Origin of the sequence: Methylovulum psychrotolerans (genome assembly GCF_002209385.1) — a bacterium.
Classification (GTDB): Bacteria; Pseudomonadota; Gammaproteobacteria; order Methylococcales; family Methylomonadaceae; genus Methylovulum; species Methylovulum psychrotolerans.
Genome location: NZ_CP022129.1, coordinates 4039766 through 4058334, shown reverse-complemented (window position 1 = coordinate 4058334; position 18569 = coordinate 4039766). Strand labels below are relative to the sequence as shown.

General features: G+C 46.3%; 18 protein-coding genes and 1 tRNA gene. 9 read left to right on the top strand and 10 right to left on the bottom strand.

The genetic code is table 11. The annotated features are described in order from the left end of the window. The first annotated feature begins 396 nt into the window (after positions 1 to 396). Complete coding sequence (locus CEK71_RS18265; RefSeq protein WP_088620724.1) at positions 397 to 2823, top strand: dynamin family protein; 2427 nt, start codon at positions 397 to 399, stop codon at positions 2821 to 2823. Between the two features lie 117 nt (positions 2824 to 2940). On the opposite strand, the gene CEK71_RS18260 is transcribed toward CEK71_RS18265, so the two are convergent. Both CEK71_RS18260 and CEK71_RS18255 read right to left on the bottom strand, forming a co-directional pair. Continuing rightward, positions 2941 to 4170, bottom strand: a complete 1230-nt coding sequence (locus tag CEK71_RS18260; RefSeq protein WP_088620723.1) for a pyrophosphate--fructose-6-phosphate 1-phosphotransferase — start codon at positions 4168 to 4170, stop codon at positions 2941 to 2943. Positions 4171 to 4318: 148 nt separating this feature from the next. Further along, positions 4319 to 4975: a PilZ domain-containing protein gene (locus tag CEK71_RS18255; RefSeq protein ID WP_088620722.1), complete on the bottom strand. Its 657-nt coding sequence runs from the start codon at positions 4973 to 4975 to the stop codon at positions 4319 to 4321. A 191-nt stretch (positions 4976 to 5166) separates the two neighbouring features. Between CEK71_RS18255 and CEK71_RS18250 the strand changes: the two genes are divergently transcribed. The 4 genes from CEK71_RS18250 (at position 5167) to CEK71_RS18235 (ending at position 8908) form a co-directional block, all read left to right on the top strand. Then, complete coding sequence (locus tag CEK71_RS18250; RefSeq protein WP_332455529.1) at positions 5167 to 5727, top strand: transglycosylase SLT domain-containing protein; 561 nt, start codon at positions 5167 to 5169, stop codon at positions 5725 to 5727. A 43-nt stretch (positions 5728 to 5770) separates the two neighbouring features. Next, a complete protein-coding gene (locus CEK71_RS18245) occupies positions 5771 to 6259 on the top strand; it encodes an FKBP-type peptidyl-prolyl cis-trans isomerase (protein WP_088621686.1) in 489 nt (162 codons plus the stop codon). A gap of 178 nt (positions 6260 to 6437) precedes the next feature. After that, positions 6438 to 8648 carry a bifunctional 23S rRNA (guanine(2069)-N(7))-methyltransferase RlmK/23S rRNA (guanine(2445)-N(2))-methyltransferase RlmL gene (gene rlmKL / locus CEK71_RS18240; RefSeq protein WP_088620720.1) on the top strand — a complete coding sequence of 737 codons (2211 nt, stop codon included), beginning with the start codon at positions 6438 to 6440 and terminating at the stop codon, positions 8646 to 8648. Continuing rightward, on the top strand, positions 8636 to 8908 hold the full coding sequence (locus CEK71_RS18235; protein ID WP_088620719.1) for an acylphosphatase: 273 nt from the start codon (positions 8636 to 8638) through the stop codon (positions 8906 to 8908). The genes rlmKL and CEK71_RS18235 overlap by 13 nt, the downstream gene beginning before the upstream one ends. Positions 8909 to 9131: 223 nt before the next feature. On the opposite strand, the gene CEK71_RS18230 is transcribed toward CEK71_RS18235, so the two are convergent. Next, positions 9132 to 9530, bottom strand: a complete 399-nt coding sequence (locus tag CEK71_RS18230) for a gamma-glutamylcyclotransferase family protein (RefSeq protein ID WP_198328312.1) — start codon at positions 9528 to 9530, stop codon at positions 9132 to 9134. A 139-nt stretch (positions 9531 to 9669) separates the two neighbouring features. Here CEK71_RS18230 and CEK71_RS18225 point away from each other — a divergent pair, with 139 nt between their 5' ends. The 4 genes from CEK71_RS18225 (at position 9670) to CEK71_RS18210 (ending at position 12293) form a co-directional block, all read left to right on the top strand. Further along, positions 9670 to 9972 (top strand): hypothetical protein, encoded by a 303-nt coding sequence (locus CEK71_RS18225; RefSeq protein ID WP_088620717.1) that lies wholly within the window; start codon positions 9670 to 9672, stop codon positions 9970 to 9972. Between the two features lie 124 nt (positions 9973 to 10096). After that, positions 10097 to 10173 (top strand) — tRNA-Arg (locus tag CEK71_RS18220). 163 nt (positions 10174 to 10336) lie between these two features. Further along, the gene (locus CEK71_RS18215) at positions 10337 to 11554 is read left to right on the top strand and encodes a tyrosine-type recombinase/integrase (RefSeq protein ID WP_088620716.1); all 1218 of its coding nucleotides are present in this window, start codon (positions 10337 to 10339) and stop codon (positions 11552 to 11554) included. A 28-nt stretch (positions 11555 to 11582) separates the two neighbouring features. Further along, on the top strand, positions 11583 to 12293 hold the full coding sequence (locus tag CEK71_RS18210) for a hypothetical protein (RefSeq protein WP_088620715.1): 711 nt from the start codon (positions 11583 to 11585) through the stop codon (positions 12291 to 12293). Between the two features lie 216 nt (positions 12294 to 12509). Here the strand turns inward: CEK71_RS18210 and CEK71_RS18205 are convergent, their stop codons facing one another. From CEK71_RS18205 to mobC, 7 genes are all read right to left on the bottom strand, one after another. Next, the gene (locus tag CEK71_RS18205) at positions 12510 to 13265 is read right to left on the bottom strand and encodes an MvdC/MvdD family ATP grasp protein (RefSeq protein ID WP_088620714.1); all 756 of its coding nucleotides are present in this window, start codon (positions 13263 to 13265) and stop codon (positions 12510 to 12512) included. A 6-nt stretch (positions 13266 to 13271) separates the two neighbouring features. Further along, entirely contained in the window at positions 13272 to 13448 is a 177-nt protein-coding gene (locus tag CEK71_RS22795; protein ID WP_157679398.1) for a hypothetical protein, read from the bottom strand. A 558-nt stretch (positions 13449 to 14006) separates the two neighbouring features. Next, positions 14007 to 14222 carry a hypothetical protein gene (locus tag CEK71_RS18200; RefSeq protein WP_088620713.1) on the bottom strand — a complete coding sequence of 72 codons (216 nt, stop codon included), beginning with the start codon at positions 14220 to 14222 and terminating at the stop codon, positions 14007 to 14009. A gap of 37 nt (positions 14223 to 14259) precedes the next feature. Continuing rightward, complete coding sequence (locus CEK71_RS18195) at positions 14260 to 14781, bottom strand: J domain-containing protein (RefSeq protein WP_198328310.1); 522 nt, start codon at positions 14779 to 14781, stop codon at positions 14260 to 14262. Between the two features lie 280 nt (positions 14782 to 15061). Beyond that, positions 15062 to 16504, bottom strand: a complete 1443-nt coding sequence (locus CEK71_RS18190) for a type IV secretory system conjugative DNA transfer family protein (RefSeq protein ID WP_198328309.1) — start codon at positions 16502 to 16504, stop codon at positions 15062 to 15064. Between the two features lie 187 nt (positions 16505 to 16691). Then, positions 16692 to 17780, bottom strand: a complete 1089-nt coding sequence (locus CEK71_RS18185; protein ID WP_198328308.1) for a relaxase/mobilization nuclease domain-containing protein — start codon at positions 17778 to 17780, stop codon at positions 16692 to 16694. 42 nt (positions 17781 to 17822) lie between these two features. Next, positions 17823 to 18212 carry a plasmid mobilization relaxosome protein MobC gene (gene mobC, locus CEK71_RS18180; RefSeq protein WP_088620709.1) on the bottom strand — a complete coding sequence of 130 codons (390 nt, stop codon included), beginning with the start codon at positions 18210 to 18212 and terminating at the stop codon, positions 17823 to 17825. Positions 18213 to 18569 lie beyond the last annotated feature (357 nt).

Sequence of the window (18569 nt, the reverse complement as noted above, 5' to 3'; positions counted from 1 at the left end):
GTGCAAACATTATTGATGTGGAATGTGTTTTATTAGCCCTTAGTTTAGCAGAGACAGGAATAAAATTGCCTGCCATTTTATGTTAAAGGTTTTAATTCCTCCGTTAGGAAATCCTTGGCAATACCGCATTGGCTATTTATACGCCTTCTAGGGTACGCGATAAACAAACGGCAAACGTAGCTATTGGCTGTCAGTTTGGCGAGGTGTGTTTATTGGGATGAACGCCATATTTACACCGCCGCCCGGCTAACGTATCCTATTTTTAATCCATTGCTTTGGCAGCCTACGGTTTGGGATAAAGCCGATAGGGCTTAACAGTGACGCTATTTTAAAACGCCAACTCTGACAATGGCGGTTTAAAAGCGCTTCACCTCTTTTTAATAACTCGGAATTTTTATGGCTACTTGGCTAGAAACCTGTCAACAACAACTGATACGCTTAGAAAAAACGGCGGTGCTGGTCGATAAGCTGGACACCCTGTGCGGCAAAACCCAAACGGATTTGCCCGCCGAACTGCTGCAAAAACTGGCTATCGAGCAGCAACGCCTCAATAACCAATTAGAGCGCTTACGCGCCAACCGTTTTGAGGTTGCCGTCATTGGCCTGGAAAAAGCGGGTAAAAGCGCCTTGCTGAATGCGTGGTTGGGGCAAGAAATTTTGCCGTCCGCCCGCGAGCGCTGCACATTTACCAGTACCGAAATTTGGTCGGCGCAAACCGAACACGACCAATTGCTACGGATTGAATATTACAGCAAAGAGGAAATCGGCATCCTGCAAGCCCAGCGCCGTGACGCGTTGGCAAGCAATTTGTTGAGCGAAAAAGAAAAAAAGGAAATTCAGGAAGATCTTGACGATACGGAAAAGCACTTGGATGCCATTGCCGAGTTTACCAAACTGAAAAGTGGTTTTAGCCAAACGTTTATTGACATCAGCGAAATAAGCCACCATTTACAGGAGGCGATTTTTAAAAACCGCGCCCAATCGCTGGCGATCAAACGTATCCAACTGAAGACTGTACGCTTGCGTAGCGACCGCGACATTATTTTCCATGATGTGCCGGGCTTTAACTCCGGTATCTTGATGCACGCCGAACAGGCGCTGGAGCGGTTGAAAAAATGCGATGCCATCATTTACGCCAAAGAAATGAAGCAACCTTCCATTACCGGCCCCGAAAAAGAGATGCTGATAGTGACAGATGCCGAAGATCCGGCAATCCGCGTTGCCGATAAGGTATTTGTCGTCCTCACCCAGGTCGATGCCTTAGATGACCCGATTGATTTTAAGGAAACCTACGAAAAGCATAAAAACTACTGGCCTGCCGTGCCTGAGCGCCGCCTGATTCCGGTCTGTGCCCGGGCGCATTTGGTGGAGTTCGGCATCCCTTCCGAAGATACCCTGCGGCGTTCTAAAAGTGCCGACGATAAGGCCAAGCTAAAAAAACTGGGCATTACCGACGGCTTGCCGATCTTAAAAGAATCGGTCAACTATTATATTGATAACGAACGCGCCTTGGTGCTGCAAAAACGCTGCGATGCGTTAGTCAATAATATGCGCTATTACGCCAGCGACATTTTGCAAAAATTAGAGCCGCTCTATGCCAGTTTTGCCGACAGCGACAGCGATAGCCATGAAGATAACTTGCTGGGTAAAGAGTTTAACCAATGGTGGGGGCGGGAATGGCAGCGCATTAAAAAAGATTTTGATGTCTGGTATTCCGAAAGCATCCAAGGCCGTACCGAAGCCGATGCCTTAGGCGCGGAACACCAAGAATTGGCGGCTTTGCATGATGCTTATGATGAAAAAATCGAAGCCTTGCTGGCTAATTTGTCCACGGCCCAACCCGATGAGTTAAAGCGTATTTACACCGCTGGCGGCACCATTTCCATGCCGGATTCGCGGGAGGGCAATTATAAGATCCGCGAAGAGCTGTTCCGGGAAATCCAACAAAAATTTGAGACCGAACTGACCGACGAATTGGCGCAAGCCTTACAGGCCTTAATTGACCAAATCGTCCGCAAAACCCAAGAATTGCTTTGGGAAACCGAAGATGTGCGTAAAACTCTGCTGCATTCGCAAATGGATGAAGCCATAGAGCAGGCGCGGATACGCCACGGTTTCCAAGTGCTGTTTTTGCGCTTTGGGCGGGTCGCCGTCGAGGCCTTTATCGCCAAACCCCTACAAGCCCGCGAACGCCTATTGAATGAACGCGCCGCCGAAATCAAAACCTTGGAAGCCTTCTATCTGAGCACGAACGACCAGCCCAAACAAGAAGGCCGTTTGACCCATTATTTGCGCTATGGCTTGTGGGAAAAAGCCATCAGCCGTATTCCGGTCGCGGTCAGTAAGGCTGCCCGCGCCGCTAAAGCGGGCAGTGAGTTGGCGGAAACAGTGGCGGATGCGGCCTTAGCGGTATCTGGACGCGGCAGCCGCTCGAAAGCCGTAGTGGTGCAAGAAGTGGTCGAGTCGGTCGCCGCTTTCAAAGAAGAATTGGAAAGGTCACCGGAACCTATCAATTTTGAGCAAGTGGTCGAAGAGATCAACGGTGATTTGGCGGCGTTGGAAGATTACCTGAAAAACAGCGTCTTTTATGCGGCGGGTTTCATCACTTATTGCAACCAAGAACTGGAGCGCATCCGTAACCGCTTTAAAGAAATTGAAGACAATGAGCGGCAATGGATCGGCATTATCCGCACCGCCGTCAAATACGAGCGTAACCCGCGTATCCCTTATAACATTTCCCACTCCAAACGCGATTTCCGCTTACGGCGGGAAATTGCCCTGGAATTGCGCGAAGTGCGGGACAGCTATACGCATTTGTATTGACAGGGTAGGGTGGTTGAAGGTTAACCCGTCATAAAAACAAAACCCCCGAAAGCTTTAAACGCCTTCGGGGGTTTTTGTGGTTTAAGGCAAGCGTGTTAGCCGTTGCCCGTTAACCGCTTAGTGGCTGACTTCAACCTTTGCACCTTTGGTTTGGCCAATTTCCGCCAAAGTTTGTCCGAACCAATCGGTGTCGATATTGAACGGTTTGCCGCCTTTAATGCGCGGGAACTCAATGGCGCGTAACACGCCGTTTTGGTCTTCGTCGTGACCCATTACCCCAGATTCGCGGCGTAAGGCACATTCTACCGCCAAATCCGCACAGGACTTGATCAGGCGCACGTCTTCGATATTGGCGGCGGAGGCACGGGCGAAATAACCGGATTTTTGCACTAAAGTCTTTTCCGCGCCGATCATGGCGGCGAACTGTTCACCGAACCATTTGCCGGGGTTGATGGCATCCAGTTTGATGTGGCCGAACGCATCGCGTGGCACTTCTTGGCCTTTCGCTTGCATTTCTTCGACAATCGCTTCGACACCGGCCCCTTCGGATACGAAGATGTTGACGCAATCGACAGTATCCATGACGGTGCGCAGACGTTCCGCTTCGGCAGCCAAGTCAATCGCCATTTCAGGTACGAATACGGCATGGACTTCAAAGGCGTTACGGTCTAAACCGATGGCAGGCAACCATTCGGAGCGGTCCAGCAATTTGCGGTATTCTTGGGCGGTGGCGGCGGTCAGCCAGCCACAGTTACGGCCCATGACTTCATGGACAATCAACATGCGCGGGTTAGCGTTGTTTTCGGCCACCACATTGGCAAAATAACGCGCACCTTGCTCGGCGGCAGTCCAGGCACCTAACGATTGTTTGATCGGATAAACGTCGTTATCAACGGTTTTTGGCAAACCGATAACGGTCAGGCCATAATTGTTTCTGGCCAAGAAAGCCGCTAAATCCGCTGCTGCGGTATTGGTGTCGTCGCCGCCGATGGTGTGCAGGATGTCCACGCCGTCTTTAATCAATTGGTCGGCGGCGACTTTTTGCGGGTCTTCGCCTTCTTGAACTAAACCGCGTTTCACGCAGTCTTTCACGTTGGTCAGTTTAACGCGGCTGTTGCCGATAGGGGAGCCGCCAAAACGGTGCAGCAAACCCGCTTTGGCGCGGATTTCTGGGGTTACTTCGTAAGAATCACCCAATAACAGACCTTTATAACCGCTACGGTAACAAATGATCTCGATAGTCGGATCAATTTCGGTATAACGTTCGATCAGGCTACCGATAGCAGAACTAAGGCAAGGGGCTAATCCGCCCGCTGTAAGAATTGCGACTTTTTTTGGTTTATTCATAAGAGTTTTAAGGTGTGGGGTTGTGTCAATGCATTACCGGTCCGGGCCGTAAGGCCGGGCCGGTTGATTCGGGTCGGCTTAAGACATGCTGGCCAAGCTAGCTTAGCGGCCTTAAGCTGACGGGGCAGAATTTTATCATATTGTACGTTTATCGCAGTGCGTTACTCATACTATAGGGTTTCGATAACCCAATTTTGGGGGCCGTTTGGGTTTTTTTGGGGGTGACGTACTGTAAACCCATGAGCGTCTCATGGGCTTCGCCATGAGCTGCCCAAACGACTTTAACCAAACCCTTTACGTTGGCTTCGGATAATTGGAAGGGTATGACCGCGCCCGGCTCTATGTCCAATTCTTCTGGCACACGGATTTTTAAGCCTTCTAATGATATATCGACGGTGACAAAATCAAGCGGCTGTTCCTCTACTAAGAGTTGGCCTGGCATAGAGACTTCTTTGCGGTAACTTTTGCGGTTAAAAACGGGTTTGTCGGTGGTATAGGCAATATTTTGGAATTCCATGGCCAAAAGCAATTGTTTATCGTCGGTAGTATCGACCCTGACAACTTTCGCCTCACCAGACAATTGCAGATGCGGCAAATAAAAATCGATGGATTTTGAAACCGCTAAATTTTGTAGGGTATGCTTCTTGTCAGGCACTTCGTTTTGGGTGTTTAATTGCACTAACGCACCCGTTATAGAAATGTTTTTGACAGTGATTTCCTTTGATTCACCGCCTACATACATCCAACCGTGTGAGTTAATGCTCTTTCGATAAGGGCGGTCATGGTCATGGGACGGCGTGTTCATAATTTTTTCCTCTATTTATATATTCGACATCCGCGTAGCTTATTTTCTCCATAAAGAAATAAAATTTTCTTCCGCATTTTCCGAAGAAGTCAATAGTATTTGTTAATGGGTGGCCTGTGAAAGGCGCAATGTCGGTTGGGTGGTTATTTTTTAATAATGGTTAAGCGGCTGGGCTTATGTTAAGGCGAAATTTGTTAACGATACTCTTTTATTTATGTTTAGCAAGTTGCGCGACTGCGCCACCCAACAATACCGAAAATATTTGCGCCGTTTTCAGCGAGCAAGACGAGTGGTATGGCAATGCCCGCCAAGCTTCGGAAAAATGGGGCATACCGACTACCGTCATTATGGCGATCATGCATCAAGAATCGCATTTTGTCGCCGATGCCAAGCCGCCGCGCACCTATCTGTTAGGCTTTATCCCGTGGTTTCGCCCCACCAGCGCCTACGGTTATGCGCAGGCTTTAGACGGCACTTGGGATGATTACCAAGGCAGTGTCGGCAATTGGTGGTCAGACCGCGACGATTTCGCCGATGCCGCCGATTTCATTGCGTGGTATTGCGCCATCAGCCACCGTAAATTAGGCATTGCCGCCAGCGATACGAAAAACCTGTATCTGGCTTATCATGAAGGCCATCGCGGCTTCCAGCAAAAAACCTATTTACGCGTGGCCTGGTTACGGCGTACCGCCGATAAGGTGGCGACCCGTGCTAAACAGTTTCAAAAGCAATTGAACGGATGCAATCTTTAATTTTTTGGTAAAATGGGCTTTTTACTTTGATGAGAGAGAAATCGTGGGAAAAAATCAAACGCAAATCCTGGCAATGGTTACCGCTATTTTTGTAGGCATTACCTTGTTTTCCGTAGTGAATGCTAAAACGCCCCAAGAAAATAAGCTTGCGGGTGTCGCTTTTCTTACCGCCAATGCAAAAAATCCTACTATTATAACGACCAAAAGCGGCTTGCAATACGAAGTAATAACGCCGGGTACGGGTAATAAGTCACCCACTCTAGCGGATACTGTCACGGTAAATTATCGCGGCACCAAAATCGACGGCCAAGAATTTGATAGCTCCTATGCACATGGCGAACCGGCAACTTTTCCGGTCAACGCCTTAATCACGGGTTGGACAGAAGGCCTGCTGTTCATGAAAGAAGGCGCGAAATACCGTTTTTACATCCCTTCTGAATTGGCGTATGGCGAAGCCGGCGGCGGTGCGGTTGAACCTAACGAAGCCCTTGTGTTTGACGTAGAACTACTAAAAATAAAACAACCCGAATAAGCCCAGCTTGTCGGCGACATGACGTAAACGGCCAACGGAAGGCCTTAGCCTTTAGGGCTTACCCAGCAGTGCACCGCACGGCGTACCGCCCACTTCTTTTTGCACGCTTACCGTCTCTGGTAGAATCCGGTCGGTAAGTGACGTTTTCCTTTTCCCCCTTAATCAGCCTTTTAAAACCATGCCCACTTATTCATTATTCGCCACCACGCCGAAAGCGATGGAAGATATTCTGGCCGCAGAACTGCAAACGCTAGGTATCGCCCAGCCCAAAGCAACTTTGGCAGGGGTGGCGTTTGCGGGCGATTTGGAAACCGCTTACCGTGTCTGTTTATGGTCGCGTACCGCCAACCGCGTGTTACTGGTCTTGGCCACTTTTCCTGTTAAGAGCCAGCAGGATTTGTATGACGGTGTCCAGCAAATCGACTGGTTTACCCACATTAACCCCGAAGACACCTTGGCGGTCAGCTTTAGCGCGAAAAATTCCGAAGCGATCAACAATACCCATTTCGGGGCATTAAAGGTTAAAGATGCCATTGTCGACCAAATGCGCAGCCGCTTTAATGTCCGTCCCGGCGTCGACACCGAGCAGCCTAATATCCGTATTAACGTCTATTTGCAGGGCGAAACCGCCCAGCTCAGTTTGGACCTGTCCGGTGAAAGCCTGCATCGGCGCGGCTACCGCGACACCACCATTAAAGCGCCGATTAAAGAAAATTTGGCCGCCGCATTGTTATTACGTTGCGGTTGGCCAAAACTGGCCGCCGAACACGCGACCCTGCTCGATCCGATGTGCGGTTCCGGCACCTTACTGTTGGAAGGGGCAATGATGGCTGCCGACTACGCGCCAGGCCTATTACGCGATTATTTTGGCTTTACCGGCTGGAAACAGCACGATGCCGCCTGTTGGCGCAAGCTCCGCGCCGAGGCCGAACAACGCAAAACCATTGGCCTTGCCAAGCTGCCCGTCATCGTCGGTTTTGACCAAGACCGCTATACCGTCAACATTGCCCTAAAACATATCGCCAATGCCGGATTGGCCCATAAAATCCATGTCGAACGCCGTGATATAGCCGATGCCGCGCCTGCGGAAAGCTGGCAACCGGGTCTGGTGATCTGTAACCCGCCTTACGGCGAGCGTTTGGAAGATGAAGAAGCCGTTGCCGAACTCTACAGGAAATTCGGCGAGACCTTAAAAAGCCATTTTCTCGGCTGGCAAGTCGGCATGATTATCAGCAATCCTGAATTGGGTTTCCGGCTCGGCATCCGCTCACAAAAACCTATTACCCTGTTTAATGGCGCGTTGGAATGCAGGCTGCTCCGCCTGAACATTAACGAGGCGGCGTTTTTTGTGCCGAAAGCGCGTAACCCACAAGAGCGTGTTGCGCAAGTGATCGAGACCAGCAGCCACGCCATTCCCGAAGATACTGGCGCGGACATGTTCGCCAACCGCCTGAAAAAAAACCTGAAAAAACTCAGTAAATGGGCGCAAAAAAATGCCGTTACCTGCTACCGGATTTATGATGCCGATTTGCCGGAATACGCGGCGGCGGTAGACTTGTATCAAGGCGAGCAAACCTGGGTTAACGTCCAGGAATACGAGCCACCGAAAACCGTAGACCGCCAAAAAGCCGACCAACGTTTGGCGGGGCTGTTGGCAGAATTGCCCAAGGTACTGGACATACCGCGCGACAACGTGTTTTTAAAAATCCGCCGCAAGCAGCGCAACACCGAACAATACGAAAAATTTGCCGATAGCGGGCAATTTCACCGCATTACCGAAGGCGGTTGCACCTTGCTGGTTAACTTTGCCGATTATCTCGACACAGGGCTATTTTTAGACCATCGGCCTATCCGCTTGCGCATCCAACGGGAGGCCAAAGGTAAACGCTTTTTAAACCTGTTCGCCTATACGGGCAGTGCTACCGTCCATGCCGCCGTTGGCGGCGCCATCGCCACCACCACTGTGGATATGTCCAATACTTATATTAGTTGGGCGAAACAAAATTTGGCGCTCAATAAAACCGACGGTACCCACGAGTTTATCCAAGCCGATTGCTTGGAGTGGCTGGCGAGTGAAGCCGCGCAAGCGTCGCCCCGCCAGTACGGGCTGATTTTTCTCGATCCGCCGACTTTTTCCAATTCTAAGCGCATGGACGCGGTGTTTGACATACAAAATGACTATGTGACGCTTATCCGCAACGCCGCCGCCTTATTGGCGGCAGACGGGGTACTCTATTTTTCGACCAATTTCCGGCGCTTCAAAATGGATGTTGCCGCGTTGCCGGAATTGGCGATAGACGACATTAGTGCGGACACTATCCCGGAAGATTTTGCCCGCCAGACTAAAATCCATTATTGCTGGAGGCTTGTTAAGCTATGCGTAGAGTAAAAATTTTAGTGTCAGGGCGTGTCCAAGGCGTGTATTTCCGCGTCTTTACCCAAAATAAAGCCAAACATTTTGCCATTAAGGGCAGTGTCAGAAACCTGCCTGATGGGCGGGTGGAGATCATCGCCGAAGCCGAGCATCCGGTGATAGAAAAATTTATCAAATGGTGCCATAAAGGCCCGATAACGGCACGGGTTGACCATGTGGATATTTACGAGTTGGAAATGGATGAGGTGTTGACCTGCTTTCAGATTATGCCGTAAAAAAATCAGCAGTAAAAAGTTTGCAGCGCAAAGTGGGCGTAAACCCTAAATCTAGGACATCACCGCTAGGCTTTATTCTGCCTCGGCATTTTATGGCTACGAAGATGCTCCGGCGGGTATGTCTCCCGCTAGCGGCGATAGTGTACCCGAAAGCCCAGACAGCTTGTTTTGGGCGTTTGAAAATCGCCACCCATAATTGGGTAGAACGCCAAATGGCTTGCCACTAGCGGTATCCCAAATAATCGCCCGAAACAATCCGCTGCAAGCCTTCCACCTCCCATTGGTAAACATAACACCATGCCCTTAATAGGCTACCGCCCGCCAAGCGAACCGTTAAGCGTTTGCGTATATACTCCTGAGGGGCGGCAAATTCTGCCGAACATTCTTCATATTGATCCAATATTGCCAGTAATACGCTAGGGTCGACAATGCGGTATAACTCACCGTGTACCGTTTCCGCCGGATCGGCAGATTCCACAGCCCCAGGATAGCCCGCCACCTCATATAAACGCCCAGACATAACGGCATGGCCTTGATAAACCGCCACTTCTGCCAACATCTGTGCCATCGGTGAGCCACTATCGGCGCGTAGCGAGCCATAGACAAACAAAAATTCACTCATAAACATTGCCCGATTGTAAAAATACCGTGTAAAAACGGTTGCGCATTGCACCAAAATATTCGATACTTCGGGATTATCCAGCTTTACAGACGAGGAACCTGACTGGATTTAATTTACTACACTTGGAGACTCCTACATTATGAAGAACAACACCCTTTTAGGCTTGGCTTTTGCTGTAATCGCTCTGAATCCCGTTTTAAGCTCCGCCGCTACCGACGACAAATACCCAGCCGCCAATTTTCAACCGACAGTGATTTATCTTGATAAAGACGCGGCGCAAACTGCCCCGGCTTCCGCCGCCGAATTTGACCCAAAATACCCTGCCGCTAACTATCAGCCCCAAGTCGTCTATGCCGACCAAGCGCTGATTGATGCCGCCGAAGACAAAACCGACCCGAAGTACCCCGCCGCTTACTTTAAGCCAAAAGTCATTTATCCCTAATGGTTTTTTTAAAAAAATCTGTCGGTTGCCCAAAAATGAAGATGGCGGCCAGCGCGTCAGTCAGGGCAGAATATTAAAAATGGTAATTTTTCACATTATTTTGTGGTAAAATTACAATTTATCTGTCCCGATAGCTCAGCAGGATAGAGCGGTCCCCTCCTAAGGGACAGGCCGGCGGTTCGAATCCGCCTTGGGACACCAAACTCCAGTACCTCGACATCCAACAGAGTACACAACCCCGCAAGTTACAAGGCTTAGCGGGGTTTTTTTTGTCCAATGAAGTGCAGTAAGATACATTGACATACCCCCAAAGGTGGGGGTATAAATGGGGGCATATTTCACTTAGCCAAAGTTGATACCCCCAATGCCCCTATCAGACCCCGCTTGTAAGAACGCGAAGCCCAAAGACAAAGCCTATAAGTTGGCCGATGAAAAGGGCATGTTTTTGTTAATTAACCCTAACGGCTCAAAATATTTTCGCCTGAAATACCGATTTAACGGCAAAGAAAAAACCTTGGCCTTGGGGGTATATCCTGAAACCAGCCTTAAAACAGCGCGGGAAGATCGGGATAAGGCCAGACAGCAAATTATTGACGGTATCGACCCCAACGAAAACAAAAAGGCCGTTAAGCAATCCAAAGCCGAAAGCGCGGCTAATAGTTTTGAGGTGATCGCCCGCGAGTGGTACGAACGGAACATGGGCGACAAATCGACCGACCATAAAAAACGCGTAACCGGATTATTTGAGCGCGATTTGTTCCCCTACATTGGCAACAAGCCCATAACCGACCTAAAAGCCCCTGAGCTGTTGGCGGCATTACGGCGTATAGAAGCCCGCAACGCCATAGAAACCGCCCACCGCGCCCTACAAGTGTGCGGGCAAGTGTTCCGTTATGCGATTGCTACGGGGCGCACTGAAAGGGACATAACCCCCGATTTACGCGGCTCATTAATGACCATCAAAGGCGGGCATTTTTCAGCGGTCACAGAACCCAAACAAGCCGCCGAACTATTACGCGCCATTGACGGTTATAGCGGCTCTTTTGTCGTCAAATCCGCCTTACAGCTTGCCCCCTTGGTTTTTGTCAGGCCGGGCGAACTCAGACAAGCCGAATGGGAACATATCGACTTTGACACCAAAGAATGGCGGTATTTGGTCACTAAAACCCAAACCCCGCATATCGTGCCGCTATCCGCCCAAGCCTTAACCATCCTGCAAGAACTTAAGCCCCTGACCGGAAACGGGCGTTATGTTTTCCCTAGTGCCAGAACGCCCAACGGTTCGCGGCCTATGTCCGATATGGCGTTATTGGCGGCTTTAAGACGTATGGGCATTGGTAAGGATGAAATGACCGTACACGGATTTAGGGCGTTAGCCCGAACCGTATTAGATGAAGTGCTAGGCTTTCGCCCTGACTTTATCGAACATCAATTAGCCCACGCGGTAAAAGACCCCAACGGGCGGGCATACAACAGAACCGCACACCTAGCCGAACGCCGGAAAATGATGCAGTCATGGGCGGATTATCTGGACGGTTTGAAGAATGGGGCTGATGTTATTCCGTTCCGTAAAACGGCATAAAAATTGATTTGCTTAACAGAGGCTATTTATGAGCATTAATGTTTTTGAAGGGGCGCGGAGAATTACAAAGCTAATATCGGTTATCTGGATTGTAGGCTGGAGCATTTACGCTTTTAACTACAATCCATATATTGATCAATATTTTCGTGTGGACTCTCCCGGTAGCGTACCCATAAGAATGGATGATCCAAAGAATAGGTGCAACGAAGAAGATGCTACAGAGTATTTGCATTCGCAGTACACGAAGAAAGGCACGGCCTTTGACGCGACGCTTTGCTTTAAACCCGAAATTTTTGAGGATGGAAGAAAATTAATTCCAATTTGGGGTGAGTATTTTATAGGTGTTGATCAACTGGCTGAATGGATAGTTGCAAACAAGGATAAGAAAGGCACTCCCAAGTTTGAAGCTGTAACAGCAGCTTATAAGAAAGCTACGCAGGAAGATAATAATAACAAAAAGACAAAAAAGTGGTTATTAACACATGGAGCGGAAGAATATTCCACCGAGGTTAGAGACTACACTAAAAAAGTGGCTGATATTTTCAAATTATCTAAAGCTGATGAAGAGTGGATTGATGGCAAAGTATGGTCATCACGTTTGGAAGATATTAAAGAAGTCGCACCTATGATTATGGAGTGTTTAGCATTTTTGTGGATTTTTTCATGGTGTGTGGGCTGGATTGTCAGAGGATTTGCTGGTATTCCATCAGGACACGATAGCAAGCCTGATGATAAATAATCACCGTACTTAACCATAATGGGTTGAACACGGACAGCCTTAACCGCAATTGCAGATCAACAATAAAACATGGAGTTAAAATAGTGACCAAGAAAAAAGTTGAAGATGAAGCATTTGCAATGCTCACCCGCGAAGCAACTATTGTATGGACGTGGGACATAGGTAACACATGTTCGGGGACATGGGTGACGGTTTTTTCGGGTTATTGTGGGGCCTTTAGGTCAATAAAGGCAATCCTATATTGGCAAAAATAGACATCAAGGCCGCCCAATCTATATTTTTATCTGAATTTTCTATTTTAAAACAAAATGCCTTATCAAATATAACAACTATTCTAACATCATAGTCTTTATGAATTAACTCTTGAATGGTTGCTGGACATTTCTCTATCAAAGATATTTTTTCTAGCTTCTCTGAATCAATCTGCTTTACATAAATGGAATAATTTTTATTATCTTCTATTGCCCAACTCATTGAAACGCCTTTACTTATACAATCAGAATCTTCTATCATTTGTTTCGCAGATTCAGAGCTATTAGTTATAGTAGTTTCAGGACATAAAAGACCTATTTTTCTAGCAATCAATAATTGTAAAGGCTTAATAGATGCTTTGTAGTTATAAAAAGGATGGTTTATTACTTTCTTTCCTAGGGTTTCTAATATCCAAATTAAACCATAAATGGTATCATTTGTTTCCCTGAAGACAAAACTAGCTAATTCATCTTTCATGTATTTTACATTTACTGGAGTCGGTTTTCTCCACCATACAGAATAAATATCATTAACTGATACTTTTTTAGTATCAACTGTTATGTAAGATTCTTCTATCCCTTCATAAAACAAAGAAACAAACCAGTTGATACCAAAATCTTCGGTATCAATTATTAAAGGAATAAAGCCGTCCTTAATATAATCCAATACCGATGCAACATGAACATCGCCTTTACTAGATGTTACAATTAGTATATACATTTTTTTTCAAGAGTCATCAGAATGTAAATCTTTAGGTACATCTAATACATGAGTTGTTGTGCCAGTTGCATCAGAAACTGCATTTATTGATTCAACAATATCAGAGACATCTGCATTAAGCAAAGACCAAGGAACAAATGATTGTTGATTATCTATTTTTTTATTTAAATTATTTGTTAACATATTTTTACACCTTAATAATTAAAACCATTATTTTATTTAATAAATTTCATAAGTCAATTTTAAAAATTCACTTATGAAATGAAGCATAAAAATGCTTATATCCGCTTCTCATTAGTTATGGTATTTCCACACTTGCTACATTCTAACCATTCTTTGAAATTATAAGATTTAGAATCTGGATAGTGAGATGTATTGGTTACTATCCAACTATTAGCACCGCAATCACATTTAAATTTACGCTTATCTCCACCAGGCTTACCTTTACTCCCGCCTTTAAAAATTTTAATAAGAAAGTATAAAACAAAGATCGCAATTATCCACCCCATAAGCTCACCATTAAAAATAGATAAAATTGCGATGATACATCTCTAGTAAATATACATCAATGTTTAATTTAAAAAACCATTTTTAACTGGCTTTCAATCTTTTTGAAAAAATAATAGCCAAAGAACAGCTATTTTTTCACAAACAAGGCAACCAACATTTTATAACTATCCGCTGAAATTTGAGCCGTTTCAAAGTCCTATAATACTCATCCTAATGAAACAAGAATAAACTTCAAACCTTTTTCATCACCCATGCTTGTGCATCGTCAAACTTGACCACTGCCCCGCTGGGGGACTTGAAGTTGCCCGTATCAGGGTTATACCGCAAGCCCGAAGCCTTGGACGATCCGTCATTGACCTTGAAGTAAACATCAAGTGTCCCGTCTCCGGTGAAGACTTCAACTTTTTTGCCGTCTTTCCTGAACTCGAACAGTTTTTTTCTCGCCATAATCCCCCCGTGTAAAGCTGATGGCAGTAGATGAAATTTAACTAAAATTTTTGATCAACGCATTATAAGCCTGTTGTATCTTGACAAACTCCCTGCCAGCCTCTTCTTGGAACGCCTTGGACATGTGTGCGTATTTGTCAGGATGGTAGCGGGATACCGCAAGGCGGTAGGCTTGCTTGAGTTCAGGCTCGGTGAAGGTTGCCGACAGCCCTAAGATTTCCTGATGGCTACGGCCATCATTATCCGTGTTTGGCTTGGCTTCCTTTTTCTTGGCCTGTTCTCGTGCTTGCCTGACTTCTTCCCTGGCTCGCCTTAGCTCTTCTTCCATCCTGCTTTTTTGCTTTGTATCGTCTTTACGGGGCTTCTGTGCGGTCTTGTTGGGTCTACGAAAATGCAGACCCAAGCTGAAAAGCCGGTTGAGTAAGCGGAAAGGGAATATAAGGCATTGGGCGATAAAATAAAAAATGGATGCGATGCTATCAAAAATGAATTTGAGAATGGATTTTATCGAATAAAAAACAAATTCAATCCAGCCCTTCAGCATAAAAATAAAATTCAATACCGATTCGCCGTAAACGACCAAAACCCCTAGCAAGGCTGAGAGGGTGATCTCAATGGCATTGGCGTTTTGTACTAAAGAGAATACTGTCATTATAAGGATAAAAACAGGTATTTTTAAAAAAATATTGGCACGTTTGAACAGGTACGCAAAAAAATAAGACAATACAAAATAAAAAACACAAATGACGATGAGTTGGTTATTGATAGGGATTGTTATTTTGCTAATGGTGAAGGTCATTGTGTTTCTCTACGGTCTTTTCAAAGTCCGGTTCAGGATCTCATAGATTGATTAGCCCGATGTTGTCATCGGTTTGGTTTTCGGGTAACACATAAGGCTTTCTGTTGACTGCCGATTTGTAAAGGAAGTTTTGGTAGTAAGGGGTGATGTTGATTAACAGCGGGTGGCGGTTTTTCGATAAAAACACGGCTTGCTGGTTGCCCAGGGTTCTGATTTGGTCGGGGGTCAACAAGGTCAGTTCGTGGTAGTGCTTTTCTACGTCAGTCAGGTTGTTTCTCTGAATTAACAGCCTTTTTCCGATGATGTCGCTGATTTCTTTGGCGGTGCTGTAATCGGCACCGGACAGGATGAGATAGCTCCCTATCCCGCCTTTGATGGCTTCGGCGTTTTTCCCGTATTTGCTGTCAAGCTGGGAAATGCTCTGCAAGACGATGGACAGGGAAACACGGTATTTCCTGATGTTGTTGATCAAGGCTTGGAAGTCGTTGATGTACGAACTCCCGAACTCGTCAAGGAAGCAGTAAACGCTTAAGTCGTCCCTCTGCGGTAAGCGGTGCATCAGCACGGCAAACAGGCGGGTGTACAGCACGTCAATCAAAAACTGGTAGTAGCCTTGCTGGTTGGCCGGAACGATGAGGTAAAGGGCGGTTTTCTCCCTTCTGAGGCGGTTAAGGTTCAGGTCGTTGCTGGCTAACAGCTTTTGGATTTGCCTGTTGTTGAGCTGTTTTAGGGCGGTTTTGGCGATGGTCGCATAGCTGGTCAGCATGTTTTTGTTGTTCTTGGTGATCCCGATCCAGGCGTTGACGATGGATTTGTCGTGGAGGTCTTCGGGGTTGATGGAATGCTCCACCACCCAATCATCCAGGCCGGAACCGTTTTCGCCAAACATTTGCACCAGGTAGTTGATGTTTGGGAGGTTCAGGTTGTCGGGTTCGGTAAAGGCGAGGCATTTGGCGAAGACCTCCAAAAGAGAAATGGCACCATCATTCCAGACCCCTTCCTTGTCGTTGCCGTATTTTGACAGGACTATCGAGCTACAAATTTGCTCTATCTCAATAATGTTTGAGGCGGTCAATCCGGCAAAGGGGTTGAATCGGCAACTTTTACTGAGATCATCGGGGTTGAGGGTCAGGATTTTGTAGCCACGGCTACTGAGATAACCGCTGGTGTTGGCGAATATCTCCCCTGATGGGTCGGTGATGACCATTGAGCATTTTTGGCTGGCCTTATCCAAGATGTTAGGGATGATAAAGCCTGTGGTCTTTCCGCTCCCTGGCTTGGCGATGACCGCCAGATGCTCAAAAGAATCTTTCTCGGACAGCCTTTTGTTTTTGCCGTCAATTAACAGGCCTGTGTTCCTGGGTTTGAAAATGGCCTTTTCTTCTTGGCTGTTTGAAAACCTAGCCCCTTCTTCCTGGTTAAGGGCATAACCTTTAACCAAGTATTTTCCGGCCTTAAAGAGTAGGTCAAAAGTGCCTTTCATCACCATAAGCAATTTTCACATAATAGGTTAGTTAAAAATAATGTTTGTTTTCATTGTAATTGTTTCTGTCCTGTTCCCTCATTTTTTTTAATTTAAATTTCCTTCGGCTGATTTCATGCTCGGTTTCGTCTGGGTATTGATCCAGGATGTTAACGATTTTTCATTTGATGGTCAGGCTGGTTAGTTTTCATTTGCCTTTTGAAAGGTCTTTTGAATAATCGGGTTCTTGATCCCTTGCTTTTTTCATTTGGGCTTTTCTTTTGGCTATTTCCCGCTCCATTTCGCTTTCGGGTTTTAGCTCTAGCTCTATTTCACTTTCAGGTTCTAATTCGGGTTCGGCAGGTTTATCGTAATGGGGTTTTATTTTGGGTGGCGGTTCTTTATCGGCTGGGGGCTTTGCTTCGCTGTTTTGTTGTTGGTTGCGATAAGCCCGTGTGTCAACTTTTTCTTTTCTGGAGGCGTTAGCAGGGGCTTGGGCTTGGGGTTCTATTTTTTGGCTTTCGGCTTTTTCAATCACTTGCGAGATGGCGTTAAATGCGTCAAGCATCCCTAAGGTGCTTAGGCGGTGTTTGCGTTGGCTGGCTTTATCCAGGATGCCGATGGTGTTGCCGTTGACATAAATGCTCAGTTGTTCCCTGTCCAAGCCGTTAAAAAAATCGGCTTTGGTTTTTGATTCGGCAAATACGGTTGCCAGTCTGTCTTTGAGGCTGTCCCTTTGGCTGGTCTTCCCTGTCCTTCTTTTAAGTTCCGCGCCTTTGTTGGATAGTTTTTCGCCTGTTTCTTTTTTAAGGCCTGGGGTTTTGTTGATGAGCTGTTTTTGTTCGAGTTCGGGGTAAACTTCTAAGACGTAGCGTTCCAGGTCTTTTTTGAACTGGCTGAATTCTTCTTTGCTTAGGCGGTGCCTTTTGGCGTTTTTTACTGGATTTGAGCTGATGATGAAATGGTAATGCAGATTGTCTTTTTTATCGTCATGCAAGACTCCATAAACCAGGTTATCTTTAGCCCTGCCTTGTATGTATTTTTTGGCGATATGTTCAAGGATTTCTTTTTGCTTTTCTTCGCTTAATTTTGTGCTTTTGGTGATGGATAAAACTTCGTGGTACATATAAACGCCGTTTTTCCTTTCTGCTAGGAAAGTGGCATTTTTGGTAAACTCTGCTTTTATGTCTTCGGCGTTTTTTGAAAAAAGGTTATTGTAGATGGTGTGTTTTTCTTCTTGCCTTCCGTCTTCAAAGTAATCGACCAATTGCCCGAAAGTGGCCTTTTTTCTGGACATTGATTTGATGATCATAGTCTTTTTATTTTAGTGTCTTTTATTTTAGTTTTTAGTTTTAACTTTTTTATGAGTGTATTCTTCTACGGCTTCTTCAAGCTTTTTTAGTTCCATCAGCAAGCTGTGTTCGTCTGATTGGGTCATGAGCCTGAGGGTGTTGCTGTGGTGTGCCATTTGGTTGATGTTGTTTGCGATGTTGCGGATTAATAGGGTGTGTTCCCTTAATGCCTCCAGGTAGTCTTTGGGGATAAGGGTTTTTTGTTGCAGGTAGGCCAAGCCCATATTTTTGAAGAGGGTGCTGACTTTGGTCTGTTCCAGTTCGGACAGTTTTTCCAGCTCGTCATACAGGGGGGCTGGGATGGAAAGGGTGATGTATTTGACTTTGTTTTTGTACTCTTTCCTGTATTTTTTATGGTAGTCTTTATCGAGTGGCATGTTATTTTTTTTAAGGGTTAAACTGGGTTAATTTTATTGAAAAAAGTGTAAATATAAAGTCTAAAATAAAAGTGTCGGCGACAAGGGGTTCTTAGGGGAGTTTTCCCCTGAGCGGGTTCAAAGGGTAGGCCTTTTGCAAGATGTGATTTACAGGTAAACGGTAGTTTACAAGTAAATTGCAATCTTGCTATCTTTTCCCGCACGGGTTGGTGTGGATAAGTATAGCAGTGATTTTGATTTTGTTGGTCAAATGAAATCGTCAGATTTTATTTGTGGGGGCTACCGCGTAGACCCCACCGGACGGCGGTGGCCGTCACTATTGTTTGCATAAAAAAAGAAAATATATATAATCAAAGC